This window comes from Microbacterium sp. NPDC080220 (assembly GCF_040686395.1).
Classification (GTDB): Bacteria; Actinomycetota; Actinomycetes; order Actinomycetales; family Microbacteriaceae; genus Microbacterium; species Microbacterium gawkjiense.
Window position 1 is genome coordinate 128,887 of record NZ_JBFBOP010000003.1, and the last position, 14,113, is coordinate 142,999.

Annotated in this window: 14 protein-coding genes; 4 read left to right on the forward strand and 10 right to left on the reverse strand. The window is 68.9% G+C overall.

The features are described from left to right. Positions 1–43: 43 nt before the first annotated feature. Both AB0P29_RS06485 and AB0P29_RS06490 read right to left on the reverse strand, forming a co-directional pair. Positions 44–907: a DNA-formamidopyrimidine glycosylase family protein gene (locus AB0P29_RS06485; protein ID WP_363379134.1), complete on the reverse strand. Its 864-nt coding sequence runs from the start codon at positions 905–907 to the stop codon at positions 44–46. Positions 908–950: 43 nt separating this feature from the next. Next, positions 951–1,508 (reverse strand): GNAT family N-acetyltransferase, encoded by a 558-nt coding sequence (locus AB0P29_RS06490; RefSeq protein ID WP_363379135.1) that lies wholly within the window; start codon positions 1,506–1,508, stop codon positions 951–953. 317 nt (positions 1,509–1,825) lie between these two features. Here AB0P29_RS06490 and AB0P29_RS06495 point away from each other — a divergent pair, with 317 nt between their 5' ends. Next, on the forward strand, positions 1,826–2,692 hold the full coding sequence (locus tag AB0P29_RS06495) for a hypothetical protein (RefSeq protein WP_363379136.1): 867 nt from the start codon (positions 1,826–1,828) through the stop codon (positions 2,690–2,692). Between the two features lie 115 nt (positions 2,693–2,807). Here the strand turns inward: AB0P29_RS06495 and AB0P29_RS06500 are convergent, their stop codons facing one another. The 8 genes from AB0P29_RS06500 to sdhC all read right to left on the reverse strand — a co-directional run bounded on the left by AB0P29_RS06500 (position 2,808) and on the right by sdhC (position 9,871). Beyond that, positions 2,808–3,119, reverse strand: coding sequence for a hypothetical protein (locus AB0P29_RS06500; RefSeq protein ID WP_363379137.1), 312 nt, complete (start codon positions 3,117–3,119; stop codon positions 2,808–2,810). Positions 3,120–3,248: 129 nt separating this feature from the next. Then, positions 3,249–4,253: a tryptophan--tRNA ligase gene (gene trpS / locus AB0P29_RS06505; RefSeq protein WP_082886045.1), complete on the reverse strand. Its 1,005-nt coding sequence runs from the start codon at positions 4,251–4,253 to the stop codon at positions 3,249–3,251. Positions 4,254–4,300: 47 nt separating this feature from the next. Further along, positions 4,301–5,140, reverse strand: a complete 840-nt coding sequence (locus AB0P29_RS06510) for an exodeoxyribonuclease III (protein WP_363379138.1) — start codon at positions 5,138–5,140, stop codon at positions 4,301–4,303. 10 nt (positions 5,141–5,150) lie between these two features. After that, positions 5,151–6,314 (reverse strand): YihY/virulence factor BrkB family protein, encoded by a 1,164-nt coding sequence (locus tag AB0P29_RS06515; protein WP_363379139.1) that lies wholly within the window; start codon positions 6,312–6,314, stop codon positions 5,151–5,153. Between the two features lie 20 nt (positions 6,315–6,334). Continuing rightward, positions 6,335–7,102, reverse strand: a complete 768-nt coding sequence (locus AB0P29_RS06520) for a succinate dehydrogenase iron-sulfur subunit (protein ID WP_064001349.1) — start codon at positions 7,100–7,102, stop codon at positions 6,335–6,337. After that, complete coding sequence (gene sdhA / locus AB0P29_RS06525) at positions 7,102–8,928, reverse strand: succinate dehydrogenase flavoprotein subunit (RefSeq protein ID WP_363379140.1); 1,827 nt, start codon at positions 8,926–8,928, stop codon at positions 7,102–7,104. The genes AB0P29_RS06520 and sdhA overlap by 1 nt, the downstream gene beginning before the upstream one ends. Before the next feature lie 47 nt (positions 8,929–8,975). Beyond that, entirely contained in the window at positions 8,976–9,437 is a 462-nt protein-coding gene (gene sdhD, locus AB0P29_RS06530) for a succinate dehydrogenase, hydrophobic membrane anchor protein (protein ID WP_311284340.1), read from the reverse strand. Next, complete coding sequence (gene sdhC, locus AB0P29_RS06535) at positions 9,437–9,871, reverse strand: succinate dehydrogenase, cytochrome b556 subunit (RefSeq protein WP_311284339.1); 435 nt, start codon at positions 9,869–9,871, stop codon at positions 9,437–9,439. Before sdhC ends, sdhD begins: the two co-directional genes overlap by 1 nt. Before the next feature lie 232 nt (positions 9,872–10,103). Between sdhC and AB0P29_RS06540 the strand changes: the two genes are divergently transcribed. The 3 genes from AB0P29_RS06540 (at position 10,104) to AB0P29_RS06550 (ending at position 14,110) form a co-directional block, all read left to right on the forward strand. Then, positions 10,104–11,216 (forward strand): mannose-1-phosphate guanylyltransferase, encoded by a 1,113-nt coding sequence (locus AB0P29_RS06540; RefSeq protein ID WP_363379141.1) that lies wholly within the window; start codon positions 10,104–10,106, stop codon positions 11,214–11,216. Between the two features lie 173 nt (positions 11,217–11,389). Continuing rightward, complete coding sequence (locus AB0P29_RS06545; RefSeq protein WP_359918305.1) at positions 11,390–12,499, forward strand: BMP family ABC transporter substrate-binding protein; 1,110 nt, start codon at positions 11,390–11,392, stop codon at positions 12,497–12,499. Positions 12,500–12,589: 90 nt separating this feature from the next. Further along, positions 12,590–14,110 (forward strand): ABC transporter ATP-binding protein, encoded by a 1,521-nt coding sequence (locus AB0P29_RS06550; protein WP_363379142.1) that lies wholly within the window; start codon positions 12,590–12,592, stop codon positions 14,108–14,110. Positions 14,111–14,113 lie beyond the last annotated feature (3 nt).

Genomic DNA, 14,113 nt, shown 5'->3' on the forward strand with positions numbered 1-14,113 from the left:
CCGCCCGGTTTCGACCGGCGGTGGGGCGTCGCAGCGTCCGCCGCTACTTGAGCAGCCGCGACAGCCGGCGGTCGGCGAGGATCTTGCCGCCCGTCTGGCACGTCGGGCAGTACTCGAGGCTGTTGTCGGCGAAGAAGACCGACCGCACCTCGTCGCCGCACACCGGGCACGCCTCGCCGCGGCGGCCGTGGACGGCCATCCCGCGCCGTTTGGCGTCCTTGAGGTCGGCGGGCGGTTTGCCGGATGCCGCGGCCACCGCCTCGGCGAGCGTCTGCTGCATCGCCGCGTAGAGCCGATCGATCTCGGCATCCGTCAGCGTTGCCGCCAGGGCATAGGGAGACATCTTTGCGGCGTGGAGGATCTCGTCGGAGTAGGCGTTGCCGATGCCGGCGATGATCGACTGGTCGCGCAGGACGCCCTTGATCTGCGTCCGGCGTCCGGCGAGGAGCTGCGCGAGCGTGTCGCGGGTGAATCCGTCGTCGAGCGGATCGGCACCGAGGCGTGCGATCCCCGGAATGTCGGCGGGGGAGCGCGCCGCGTAGTACGCGAGCGACTTCTTGGTGCCGGCCTCCGTCAGGTCGAACCCGGAGCCGTCGTCGAAACCCACCCGCAGCGCGATCGGGGTCTTACCCGGCCGGATGACCGTCGCCGGCAGTTGGTCGTACCACCGCAACCAGCCCGCCTTGGCGAGATGGAAGATGAGGTGGGCACCGGCATCCGTCTCGACGTCGACGAACTTGCCGTGCCGCTGCGCACCCGTCACCGTCGTGCCCGTCATCGCGTCGATCGGAGGGTCGTACGTCTTCAGCGCGGCGATGTTCGCGACCGACACCTTCGTGACGGTCAGTCCCGTCGCGCGCTCGCGGAGGAAGTCGACCAGTCCCTGCACCTCGGGCATCTCAGGCATGCGGTCATCCTGCCACCCCGGTCCGACGGCGGTGAGGGGGTTGTCAGATCACCGGCCAGGGCACCGGTATGCGGTCGTCGGTCGGCAGGAGCCCTGCGATCCAGCCGTCGTGGCGTCCGCGGGGGTCGTTCAGATCCTGCCGGAGGAGGCCCTCGTACCGGAAGCCGAGCTTCTGAGCGACGCGCGCCGACGGGACGTTGCCGACGATCGCGCGCCACTGGATGCGCGCGAGCCGGAGCGGTTCGGCGAACCCCGCGTCGATCACGGCGGTCGCCGCCTCGGTGAGGTAGCCGTGGCCGCGGGCCGAGGCATCCATCCAGAACCCGATCTCGGCGGACCCCTGCTTCTCGAACCGGTGCAGCCCGATCATGCCGATCCAGCGGCCCTCGAGGCGGATGCCCCAGGTGAGTTCGGTCTCCTCGTCCCACCAGGCGGCCGCCTTGGCGATGAACTCCTCGGCGTGGTGACGCTCGTACGGCGCAGGGAGCGTCGTCCACCGCGGCACCTCGAGGTCCTGCGCCGCGGCGGTGATCGCGTCGACGTCGTCCGCCGTCGGCACCGACAGCTCGAGCCGTGCGGTCCGCAGGGTCACCGGTTCCATCCTCCGACCCTATCCACGCACGTGCCGTTCTCCGGAGGAAAAGGCGAACGCCACCTGCCGCGGCTCCTTGGACACACTCTCTCCGGAGTTCGGTTCGCGCTCACGGGGGCCGTCTGCTGACCGCGTCGACAGGGCTTCGCGACCGACGACGTGCCGTTCTCCGGAAGCATTCTCGGATCGCCTCAGCCGGAGCCGTGTCGGCGGCATCTTTCCGGAGAACCGTTCGGAACTCCTGCACATCGCTGACGGACGTCGTCGCATCCACAGGCCGTGGCCGAGGCCGCTGGGGCATTCTCCGATCGGCGAGGGTGGGCCCCATGTGGGAGAGCGAACGTCGCGCGTTCCAGCAGCGGGCGTCCGACATCATCGAGACTCCTGTATGGGCCGCGACCGAGCTGCGCGCCGCAGGCATGAGCAAGCGCCGCATCGCGGCCGCGGTGGGGGACGGAGAACTCATCCGAGCACGGCGCGACAGCTACCTCGCGGCTGGCACTCATCCGGAGTTGATCGCCGCGGTCGTCGCGGGTGGTGTCCTCACGTGCGTGAGCGCGCTTCGTCTTCTCGGCGTCTTCGTCCTCGAGCGATCGAAGCTCCACGTTCTCGTTCCGCCGCATGCGACTCGGTTGTCTCGTGATTCGAAAGACGTCGTCCGCCATTGGCAGGAACCGTTCGAGACGCCGACGACGCGACGCGCGTGTGCGCTCCCGGTGGACATGCTCGTGCACGCGGTGCGTTGCCAACTCCCGAGACCAGCGATCGCAACCTTGGACAGCGCGATCCACACCGGGCTCATCCGGGCCAGCGACATCCCCGCGGTCTTCCGGGCGCTGCCGAAACGCTACTCACGGCTGGAAGGCCTGGTCGACGGACGTGCGGAATCCGGGCCGGAGACTCTCGTGCGGCTGCTCCTGCGAGGTCTGTGCTCCGACGTGCAGGTGCAGGTGCGCATCGCCGGCGTCGGCAGGGTGGATCTCTTGGTGGACGGGTGGCTCGTGATCGAGTGCGACAGCGAGGCATACCACCTCGGACCAGAGGCGTACCGGATCGACCGTGCGCGAGACCTCGCGTTGGCAGAGCTCGGTTTCACGACCCTCCGGGTCTCGGCCGTCGACATCATGTGGCATCCCGAGCGCGTGGTGGCGGCCGTCCGCGGGCTGCTTCGAGCCCGGCGTCGTCGGGTATGACGTCGACGTCGTGCCGTTCTCCGGATGGATGGGCCCCAGGCCACGTTCGTGCATCCGGTGGTGGCGTCCACCCGGAGAACGGCACGCGACCGGTACGCGCAAGCCTCCTGCGGCGTCAGCCCTCGGGGTGCTGCTGGATCCAGACCGCCATCGCGGCCAGGTTCGCCAGCGGGGCCATGGCGCCGATCGCGGGGGCGTCGAACACCATCGAGGCGACGCCGGCCTCGGCGTAGGAGGCGACCCATCCGGCGGCATCCGGCAACGGCACGGCCAGCAGCCTGCCGGTCTCCTCGGGCGGGATGCCGAAGCCCGCCGCAGCGGCCTGTGCACGCTCCGGTGTCGAGAAGGCGAAGATCGCCGGACCTGCTCGGTCGAGGCGGCGAACGGCGTGGGCTCCTGGTCGGTGCCGCGGGCGATGAAGATCCACTTCTCGAGCGCGAACACCGCCCGCCACAGGCGTTCCTGTGCGGCGCGGTCGTCGGGCGCGGCCATGGACGGGCCGGCCGCCGCGTCGATCGCGGCGACGAGCTCCGGCGCGGGGCTGAGCCTCGGTTCCTCAGACACGTCGCAGCAGTCCGAGCTTGTCGTACACGTCGTTGAGGGTGCGGTCGGCGACCTCGTCGGCGCGCGCGGCGTTGGCGGCGAGCACCCGGTCGAGCTCCGCCGGGTCGTCGAGCAGTTCGAGCGCCCGCTCGCGCACGGGACCGAACTCCGACACCACGACCTCGGCGAGGCCCTTCTTGAAGTCGCCGTAGCCGCGGCCGGCGTACTCGTCCTCGATCGAGGGGATCTGCCGCCCCGTCAGGGCGGCGTAGATCACGAGCAGGTTCGACACGCCGGGCTTGGCCTCGCGGTCGTACCGGACGACACCCTCCGAGTCCGTGACGGCGCGCATGACCTTCTTCGCCGACTTCGACGGGTCGTCCAGGAGCCAGAGCACACCGGCATCCGATTCGGCGGACTTCGACATCTTGGACGTCGGGTTCTGCAGGTCGTAGATGCGGGCGGTGTCCTTCTGGATCACCGGCATCGGCACGCGGAACGCCTCGCCGTAGCGTCCGTTGAAGCGCTCCGCCAGCGTGCGGGTCAGTTCGACGTGCTGCTTCTGGTCGTCGCCGACGGGCACGATGTCGGTCTGGTACAGCAGGATGTCGGCGGCCATGAGGATCGGATAGGTGAACAGGCCGACGTTCGTGGCGTCGGTGCCGTAGCGGGCCGACTTGTCCTTGAACTGGGTCATCCGGTTCGCCTCGCCGAAGCCGGTGACGGTCGACAGAACCCAGGCGAGCTCGGCGTGCGCACGCACGTGCGACTGCACGTACAGGGTCGACTTCGACGGCTCGATGCCCGCGGCGATGTACTGCGCCGCGGTCCGCCGGGTCTTCTCCCGCAGCTCGGCGGGGTCGTTCGGCTGGGTAAGGGCGTGCAGGTCGACGACCGAGAAGAACGCGTCGTAGGACTCCTGCAGGTCCCGCCACTGCATGAGCGCCCCGATGTAGTTGCCGATCTGGAGGGAGTCGGCGGAGGGCTGCATTCCGGAGTACAGGCGGGGTTTGCTCACCCTACGATCCTAGGCGCGAACGGATGCCGCGCCCCTCGCCGCCGGCTTCAGCCGCCGAGCGCGTAGTCGGCCACGACGGGCGCGTGGTCGCTCCAGCGCGTGTCCCAGGAGGGCGCCCGGACGACGTGGTAATCGGTCGCGCGGGTCGCGAGTTCGGCGGTCGCGAGGTGGTAGTCGATGCGCCAGCCGGTGTCGTTGTCGAACGCCTTGCCGCGGTTCGACCACCACGTGTACGGCCCGTCGATCTCTCCGGCGAACGAGCGCCCGACGTCGACCCAGCCGAGGCCGCGACCGCTCTCGCCGTCCACGGTGGTGACGGTCTCGCCCGCGGGTGCGGTGAACCGGTCGAAGTACGCCCGCTCGCGGGGCAGGAACCCGGCCTTCTTGACGTTGCCCTTCCAGTTGCGGATGTCGAGCTCGCGATGGCCGACGTTGAGGTCGCCGGTGATGAGCGCGAGGTCGCCGAGGTGCGGCATCCGCTCTTCCATCGCGTCGAGGAACGCGTACTTGGCGTCCTGCTTCTCGGTGCCGGTCTCGCCGGTGAAGACGTAGGCGCTGACGACGGTGAGGGTCTCGCCCTCGACCTCGATGTCGGCTTCGACCCAGCGTCCCTTCGAGTCGAGCGTGTCGTCGCCCAGCTCGATGCGCCAGACGTCCAGCGGCTCGCGGGCGGCGATGGCGACGCCGGCGCGCCCCTTCGCGAGGGCTTCGTCGTTCACGATGTGCCAGCCGGGCAGGGCGGCGGCGAGATCGGATGCCTCGGCCCGCACCTCCTGCAGCGTGAGGATGTCGACCCCCGCCGTTTCGAGCCAGCCGTGCATGCCCTTCCGGGCGGCGGCGCGGATGCCGTTGACGTTGACGGAGGCGATGCGGACGGTTCGAGGCACGCCTTTCAGCCTAAGCGGGGCCGCCGACAGCGGTCGTGCTGCGGGTCCGCGCGAGCAGGTCCTCGGCGCGGCGCAGGTCCCGGCGCGCGCCGGGGCGCTCCCACCAGCTCGCGCGGGAGAGCGCCGACCGGGCCTCGCGCACGCCCGCCTCGGCGACGACCCGCAGCGCCTCGCGCTCTGCGGCGCGCTGCTGCTCGGCGGTCGGGGGCGCGAGGGGGATGTCGGCATCCCGAGCCGCGACTCCGATCCAGGATGCCGCGACGAGCATCACGATCCCGGCCAGACGCAGCCACAGCAGCAGACCGACGACGACGGAGAAGGTGGCGAGCAGGGGGTTGGTGGGGGAGTAGGCGGCGAGGAAACCGAAGCCCAGCTGCAGGAGCGCGAGCGTCGCGCCGCCGGCGGTCGCCCCGGGGATGATGGAGCGCCACGGCAGCGAGGTCCCGGTGAGGAAGCGGATCAGCAGCGTCAGAGCGGCGGAGTTGAGCGCGACGCTGACGACGACCGACCCGATCCGGCTGGCGAGTTCGGCGGCCGATGAGGGCACGTCGACCTCCAGCCACCGCAACGCCTGCGTCAGGACACCGCCGGCGACCAGCCCCAGGCCGGCGCCGAGGACGAGCGCGGCGCCGAACAGGATCGCCGCGACGAGGTCGCCGAGTTTCAGCAGCACGAAGCTGCGGGTGTCGAACGGCAGCCCGAAGATGTTGCGGACGGCCCGTCGGGTGAAGGTGACGAACCCGATGGCGGTCCACACGGCGACACCGAGGGCGATCGTTCCGGTGACGGCGAGCAGGCTGCCGCTGTCGCGGGCGATCGACGCCACGTCGTCGGGATCCACGGGCCCCGCCTCACCGATGAAGCCCGGGATGTAGGAGTTGACGACCCGGATGAGGCCGTCGATCGCCGCCTGCGACCCGCCGAGCCACAGGCCGACCACGGCGAACGCCGAGTACAGCGTCGCGAACAGCGCGAACAGGGACTGGTAGCTGATGGATGCCGCCAGCAGGAACCCGTTCCGACGCAGGAAGTGCCGCCACACCCGCACCGGGAACGACGCGACCGTCGCCCGGGTGAGCTGGGCGGCCCGCTCGATCGGCTGATCGAGGCGCTCACGAAGACGAGACGCCTCCCACCGCTCGCGCAGGGGAGGCGTCGTGTCGTCCGAGGTCACGCCTCGAGGGTATCGGGCGGTCAGCCGCGCAGGACCGCCTGCTTGACCTCGGCGATGGCCTTCGTGATCTCGATGCCGCGGGGGCAGGCCTCGGTGCAGTTGAAGGTCGTGCGGCAGCGCCACACGCCCTCCTTGTCGTTGAGGATGTCGAGGCGCACGTCGCCCGCGTCGTCGCGCGAGTCGAAGATGAAGCGGTGCGCGTTGACGATCGCGGCGGGGCCGAAGTACTGACCGTCGGTCCAGAACACGGGGCACGACGAGGTGCACGCGGCGCAGAGGATGCACTTGGTGGTGTCGTCGTAGACGGCGCGATCCTTGATGGACTGGATGCGCTCCTTGCCCGGCTCGGGCGCGGTGTTCGCCTGCAGGAAGGGCTGCACGTCGCGGAAGGACTCGAAGAACGGGTCCATGTCGACGATGAGGTCCTTCTCGAGCGGCAGGCCCTTGATCGCCTCGACGTAGATCGGCTTCGAGATGTCGAGGTCCTTGATCAGCGTCTTGCAGGCGAGGCGGTTGCGGCCGTTGATGCGCATGGCGTCCGAGCCGCAGATGCCGTGGGCGCACGAGCGACGGAAGCTCAGCGTGCCGTCGACGTCCCACTTGATCCGGTGCAGCGCGTCGAGCACTCGGTCGGTCGGGTACATCTCGACGTCGTAATCCACCCAGCGGGGCTCCGCATCCACTTCGGGGTCGAAGCGCCGGATGATGAAGGTGACCAGGTACGACTGGATGCCGGAGTCGGTGGACTCCTGCGTGCCGGTCGGAGCGTCGGAATCGACGATGGTCATCAGTACTTCCTCTCCATCGGCGGGTAGTTGTACTCGCCCTGCTCGTTCTTGGTGAACACGACCGGCTTCCAGTCCAGGCGGATGTGGTCCTCGGGGTTCGCGGAGTGCGGGTCGCCCGTGAGGTAGGCCATCGTGTGCTGCATGTACTTCTCGTCGTCGCGGTCGGGGTAGTCCTCGCGCATGTGACCGCCACGGCTCTCACGCCGGTTGCGGGCGGCGTAGGCGACGATCTCGGCGATGTCGAGCAGGAAGCCCAGCTCGACGGCCTCGAGCAGGTCGGTGTTGTACCGCTTGCCCTTGTCGTCGACGTGGACGTTCTTGTACCGCTCGCGCAGGTCGTTGATCGTGCCCATGACGTTGGTGAGCGTCTCCTCGGTGCGGAACACCTGGGCGTTGGCGTCCATCTCCTCCTGCAGCTTCTTGCGGAGGGTGGAGATGCGCTCGGTGCCGGCGTTGTTCCGCAGGCCCTCGATCATCTCGCGGACCTCCTTCGCGGGGTCCTCGGGGAGGGGCATGAACTCGGCCGTTTTCACGTACTCGACCGCGTTCTGACCCGAGCGCTTGCCGAAGACGTTGATGTCGAGCAGCGAGTTCGTGCCGAGGCGGTTCGCGCCGTGCACCGACACGCACGCGCACTCGCCGGCGGCGTAGAGGCCGGGGACGACGGTGTCGTTGTCGGCGAGCACCTCACCCTTGGTGTTGGTCGGGATGCCGCCCATCGCGTAGTGCGCGGTCGGCATGACCGGCACCGGCTCGACGACCGGGTCGACACCCAGGTAGGTGCGGGCGAACTCGGTGATGTCGGGGAGCTTTGTCTCGAGCACCTCTGCGCCGAGGTGGGTGCAGTCCAGGTAGACGTAGTCCTTGTTCGGGCCGGCGCCGCGGCCCTCGAGGACCTCCTTGACCATGCACCGGGCGACGATGTCGCGGGGGGCGAGGTCCTTGATGGTGGGGGCGTAGCGCTCCATGAAGCGCTCACCCGAGGCGTTGCGGAGGATCGCGCCCTCGCCGCGGGCACCCTCGGTGAGGAGGATGCCGAGGCCCGCCAGACCTGTCGGGTGGAACTGGAAGAACTCGATGTCCTCGAGCGGCAGACCCTTGCGCCACACGATGCCGACGCCGTCACCCGTCAGGGTGTGCGCGTTCGAGGTGGTCTTGAAGATCTTGCCGAAGCCGCCGGTGGCGAAGATGACGGCCTTCGCGTGGAAGACGTGCAGGTCGCCGGTGGCGAGCTCGTAGGCGACGACACCCGCGATGCCGGTGCGACCCACGGCATTCTTCACCGTGATCAGGTCGAGCGCGTAGAACTCGTTGAAGAAGTTGATGCCGAGCTTGACGCAGTTCTGGAACAGCGTCTGCAGGATCATGTGGCCGGTGCGGTCGGCGGCGTAGCAGGCGCGGCGGACCGGGTTCTTGCCGTGTTCGGCGGTGTGCCCGCCGAACCGGCGCTGGTCGATCTTGCCGTCGGGCGTGCGGTTGAAGGGCAGGCCCATGTTCTCGAGGTCGATGACCGCGTCGATGGCCTCCTTCGCGAGGATCTCGGCCGCGTCCTGGTCGACGAGGTAGTCGCCGCCCTTGACGGTGTCGAAGGTGTGCCACTCCCACGAGTCCTCTTCGACGTTCGCCAGCGCCGCAGCCATGCCACCCTGCGCCGCGCCGGTGTGGCTGCGCGTGGGGTAGAGCTTCGTGATGACGGCGGTCTTGGCCCCGGGACCCGCCTCGATCGCGGCGCGCATGCCCGCGCCGCCGGCGCCGACGATGACGACATCGAACTGGTGGTAGTGGACGCCGTCCTTGACGACGGAGTCCGCGGTCTGAGTGCTCACGTGACGATTGCCTCTGTTCTATCCGTATGCGGGCCGGTCGTACCGGCTCAGCCCTGCGCCTTGCAGACCTCGGCGACGATGCTGCCGTCGAGGTTCGGGATGCAGGGGTCGAAGGTGAAGACGACGAGGGTGCCCAGCAGGATCATGAATCCGGCGACGACCCACAGGCTGGTGACGAGCACCTTCCGCACCTTCGCGTTGGTGACGTAGTCGTTGACGATCGTCCGCATGCCATTCGTGCCGTGGATGAACGCGAGCCACAGCATCAGCACGTCCCAGATCTGCCAGAACGGGTTCGCGAACTTGCCCGCCACGAAGGCGAAGTCGAGCGCCGAGATGCCGTCGCCGACCATCAGGTTGACGAAGAGGTGGCCGAAGATGAGCACGATCAGCAGCACGCCCGAGACGCGCATGAAGACCCAGCCCCACTTCTCGAGGTTCGGTCCCTTCTTGCGGACGGCGGCCTTGCCCTGCGGGGTGCGGGGCGCGACGAGGGTGTCGGCGGTCATCAGCGCTCGCCTCCCATGTGCGAGAAGACGTTCGGAAGGTGGCGGGCGGAGAACCCGACGAGCGCGACGGCCCAGACGGCGAGGACACCCCACCACAGCTGACGCTGGTGGCGCGTGGCCCACGGCCACAGGTCGACCGCGATGATGCGGAGCCCGTTGAACGCGTGGTACACGATGGCCGCGACCAGCGCGACCTCGCCGAGACCCATGATCGGGTTCTTGTACGTGCCGATGACTGCGTTGTATGCGTCGGGGGAGACCCGGATGAGGGCCGTGTCGAGCACATGCACGAGCAGGAAGAAGAAGATGGCGATGCCGGTGATGCGGTGCAGCACCCACGACCACATGCCCTCGTTGCCGCGGTACAGCGTGCCGCGCGGGGTTTTGGACGTGGTCTCAGCTACCGACGGCGTGACGCGTGCTGGTGCAGACACGGTCGTCCTCCCTTGGGTGAGATGGGTCGCGCTGCGCGGCGAGGTCACGGCATCCCGAGGGAATGTCGCCCATCGTCGCAAGCGGGCGCAGCGTCCATCCTAAGCGGCCCTGAAGGTGCCGGGCGAGGAAGGGGAGCCTTAGAACATATTGGTCACGGGCGCGGCCTCGGCCGACCGTCGTCGTCATGCGTCCGGAACGGGGGCGTCACGGGCGGCCGGTAGGGTTCGGAGCATGGCTGAACACATCGAGGACTTCTACGCCGTGATCCCCGCCGGAGGCGTCGGTTCGCGGCTGTGGCCGCTCTCACGGGCGGATGCGCCGAAGTTCCTCCACGACCTCACCGGATCCGGGCATTCGCTGCTGCGCGACACCTGGAACCGGCTCGAGCCCCTCGCCGGCCCCGACCGGATCGCCGTCGTCACCGGGCGCGCCCACCGTGCCGCGGTCGAGGCGCAACTGCCGGGCATCCCCGACAAGAACGTCATCCTCGAGTCCGAGCCGCGGGACTCGGCCGCGGCGATCGGTCTCGCAGCGGCGATCCTGCACCGCCGGCATCCCGACGTCGTCATCGGCTCCTTCGCCGCCGACCACGTCATCCGCGGATCTCGCGTCTTCGAGTTCGCGGTACGCGACGCCGTCGAGGTGGCCCGCGAGGGGTACATCTGCACGATCGGCATCCAGCCCTCCGAGCCCGCTGTGGGCTTCGGCTACATCAAGAGGGGCGGCGAGTTGATCGTCGACGGCGCCCGGGATGCCTCGCTGGTCGAGCGCTTCGTCGAGAAGCCCGATCTCGAGACCGCCAAGGCCTACGTCGCCGACCGCTCCTACCTCTGGAACGCGGGCATGTTCATCTCGCGGGCCGACGTGCTGCTCGCCGAAATCGAGGCCAACAACCCCGCCCTGCACGCGGGGCTCATCGAGCTGGCGGAGGCCTGGGACGACCGCGACCGGCGCGGTCCCGCCGTCGACCGGATCTGGCCCACGCTCGAGAAGATCGCCATCGACTACGTCGTCGCCGAGCCCGCCGCCGAGAAGGGCAAGCTCGCCGTCGTGCCCGGACATTTCGACTGGGACGACGTGGGGGACTTCGCGAGCCTCGCGAAACTCAACTCGGCCGGCCGCAGCGACCTCGCGATCCTCGGCCAGAACGCCCGCGTGCTCTCCGACGCGGCGAGCGGGATCGTGGTCTCGCAGACGAGCCGGGTGATCAGCATCATCGGCGTGAAGGACATCGTCGTCGTCGACACCGACGACGCGCTGCTCGTCACCACCGCCGAGCACGCCCAGCGCGTCAAGAGCGTCGTCGACGCCCTGAAGGTCACCGGGCGCGGCGACGTGCTCTGATCGGCGTCATCCGGGATTCGCAATTGTGCAGGATGCCGCTCCCGTGACGGGATGATTGCGGCTTTGTAACCATTCCGGCGTACGGCCTGATCACGCTGCGTCCTCGGCGTCACAGTAGGTAACTTCAGTTGAGCCGCCGCGAAGTCCGCGGCGCCTTCAATGTGGAGGCTGCATTGACTCTCTCGACCCCCAAGAAGCTCGTCGGCATCTCCGCCGCAGCGGGCCTTCTCGTCGCCCTCGCCGGATGTGGGACCGCACCCGAAGCCACCCCCTCCGGCAGCGCCGGCGCTGAGCCCGGCGGAGCCGTCGACGGCTTCCTGCCCTGCATGGTGTCCGACTTCGGCGGCTTCGACGACAAGTCGTTCAACCAGCTCGGTTTCGAGGGCCTGCAGAAGGCCTCCGAGGCGCTCGGCGTCGAGCCGATCACGGTCCAGTCCGACAGCGAGACCGACTTCGCCCCCAACCTGCAGAACCTGGTCGACCAGAACTGCACCATGATCATCACGGTCGGCTTCGCCCTGGCATCCGCCGCGGGTGAGTCCGCGAAGGCCAACCCCGACATCGAGTACGTCTCGATCGACGACCCGGTGGACAACGACTTCGACGGCAAGACCGACGCCCCGAACATCAAGCCGCTGCTGTTCGACACCTCGCAGGCCGCGTTCCTCGCCGGTTACGCCGCGGCGTCGTACTCGGAGGCCGACAAGGTCGGCACCTTCGGCGGCCAGCCCTACCCGACCGTCACGGTCTTCATGGACGGTTTCCGTCAGGGCGTCGAGTACTGGAACGAGCAGAAGGGCGAGAACGTCGAGGTTCTCGGCTGGGACGGCAAGGACGGTGTCTTCACTGGTGGCTTCACCGCCAACCAGGACGCCATCAACGCCGCCCAGGGTCTCGTCGACCAGGGCGTGGACGTGCTGCTGCCCGTCGGCGGCCCGATCTACCAGTCCGCGGCATCCGTCATCCGTGACTCCGGCCGCGACATCGCCCTCATCGGTGTCGACGCGGACGTCTACGAGACCGACCCGAGCGTCGCCGAGCTGCTGCTGACCTCGATCCGCAAGCTGATCGACGTCGGTGTCGAGGACGCCGTCACCGCCGCGGGCAAGGGCGAGTTCGACGCCGCCCCGTTCATCGGAACGCTCGAGAACGACGGTGTCGGCCTCGCGCCGTTCCACGACTTCGAGTCGAAGGTCTCGCCCGACCTGCAGGGTGAGCTCGACACGATCAAGGCGGGCATCGTGGACGGGTCGATCACGGTCGACTCCTACCTCGCCCAGTAATCCCCTTCGGACGTGGGGGGCCGGAGTTCCGGCCCCCCACGTTCTTTGCGTCCGGTGCGCTCTGCGCGCCCCTCTCTTAGGATCGGCTCTATGAAGCTCGAGCTCCGCGGCATCACCAAGCGGTTCGGATCACTCGTCGCCAACGACCACATCGACCTCGTCGTCCAGCCCGGTGAGATCCACTGTCTCCTCGGTGAGAACGGCGCCGGCAAGTCGACGCTGATGAACGTCCTCTACGGCCTGTACCAGGCGGACGAGGGGGCGATCCTCCTCGACGACCAGGTGCAGAACTTCACCGGCCCCGGCGATGCGATGCACGCCGGCATCGGCATGGTGCACCAGCACTTCATGCTCATCCCCGTCTTCACCGTCGCCGAGAACGTCATGCTCGGCCACGAGTCCACCAAAGCCGGTGGATTCCTCGACCTGGCCGCTGCGCGCGAGAAGGTCCGCGAGATCTCCGCACGATTCGGGTTCGATGTCGATCCCGACGCCCTCGTCGAGGACCTGCCCGTCGGCGTGCAGCAGCGCGTCGAGATCATCAAGGCGCTGTCCCGCGACGCGCGCATCCTCGTCTTCGACGAGCCGACCGCCGTCCTCACGCCGCAGGAGACCGATGAGCTCATCGCGATCATGCGTCAGCTGAAGGATGCCGGGACCTCGATCGTCTTCATCACCCACAAGCTCCGCGAGGTCCGCGAGGTCGCGGACCGCATCACGGTCATCCGCCTGGGCAAGGTCGTCGGCGAGGCGTCGCCGACCGCGTCCAACGCCGAGCTCGCCTCGTTGATGGTCGGCCGTGCCGTCGAGCTGACCGTGCAGAAGGAGGCGCCGAAGCTCAACGACGCCGCCCTCGTCGTCGAGAACCTCACGGTCGTCGACCCGTTCGGCCACGTCGTCGTCAGCGACGTCAGCTTCACCGTCCGCGGTGGTGAGGTCCTCGCCATCGCCGGTGTGCAGGGCAACGGTCAGACCGAGCTCACCGAGGCGCTCCTCGGCCTCCAGCCGCAGACTCGCGGTTCGATCTCCCTCAACGGCAAGGAGCTCGTGGGACGCAGCGTCCGTCGCATCCTCGACGAGGGTGTCGGTTTCGTCCCCGAGGACCGCACCGAGGACGGCCTCGTGGGTGCGTTCACGATCGCTGAGAACCTCATGCTCGACCGGGCCGACGGCGAGCCGTTCGTCCGCGGCGGCGCCGTCCAGCGCGGGGCGCTCGAGGCGTTCGCGCAGGAGAAGTTCGCCGAGTTCGACGTGCGGGCCCCCGGCATCCACACTCCGGTCGGCCGTCTCTCGGGCGGCAACCAGCAGAAGGTCGTCCTCGCCCGCGAGCTCAGCCGCGACCTGTCGCTCTTCGTCGCCGCCCAGCCCACCCGCGGCGTCGACGTCGGGTCGATCGAGTTCATCCACAAGCGGATCGTCGACACGCGGGATGCCGGGGTGCCGGTCATCGTCGTCTCGACCGAGCTCGACGAGGTCACCGCCCTCGCCGACCGCATCATGGTCATGTACCGCGGACGCATCGTCGGGATCGTCCCGGGAGACACGGAACGTGAGGTCCTCGGCCTCATGATGGCGGGCGAGAGCGCCCCCGGAGAGGGGGTCGCGGCGTGAGCG

Coding starts and splice junctions, on each gene's coding strand:
- AB0P29_RS06520 (WP_064001349.1), bottom strand. CDS start 7,102: ATGACCATCGTCGATTCCGACGCTCCGACCGGCACGCAGGAGTCCACC.
- AB0P29_RS06540 (WP_363379141.1), top strand. CDS start 10,104: ATGGCTGAACACATCGAGGACTTCTACGCCGTGATCCCCGCCGGAGGC.
- sdhD (WP_311284340.1), bottom strand. CDS start 9,437: ATGACCGCCGACACCCTCGTCGCGCCCCGCACCCCGCAGGGCAAGGCC.
- AB0P29_RS06485 (WP_363379134.1), bottom strand. CDS start 907: ATGCCTGAGATGCCCGAGGTGCAGGGACTGGTCGACTTCCTCCGCGAG.
- AB0P29_RS06495 (WP_363379136.1), top strand. CDS start 1,826: ATGTGGGAGAGCGAACGTCGCGCGTTCCAGCAGCGGGCGTCCGACATC.
- AB0P29_RS06550 (WP_363379142.1), top strand. CDS start 12,590: ATGAAGCTCGAGCTCCGCGGCATCACCAAGCGGTTCGGATCACTCGTC.
- AB0P29_RS06490 (WP_363379135.1), bottom strand. CDS start 1,508: ATGGAACCGGTGACCCTGCGGACCGCACGGCTCGAGCTGTCGGTGCCG.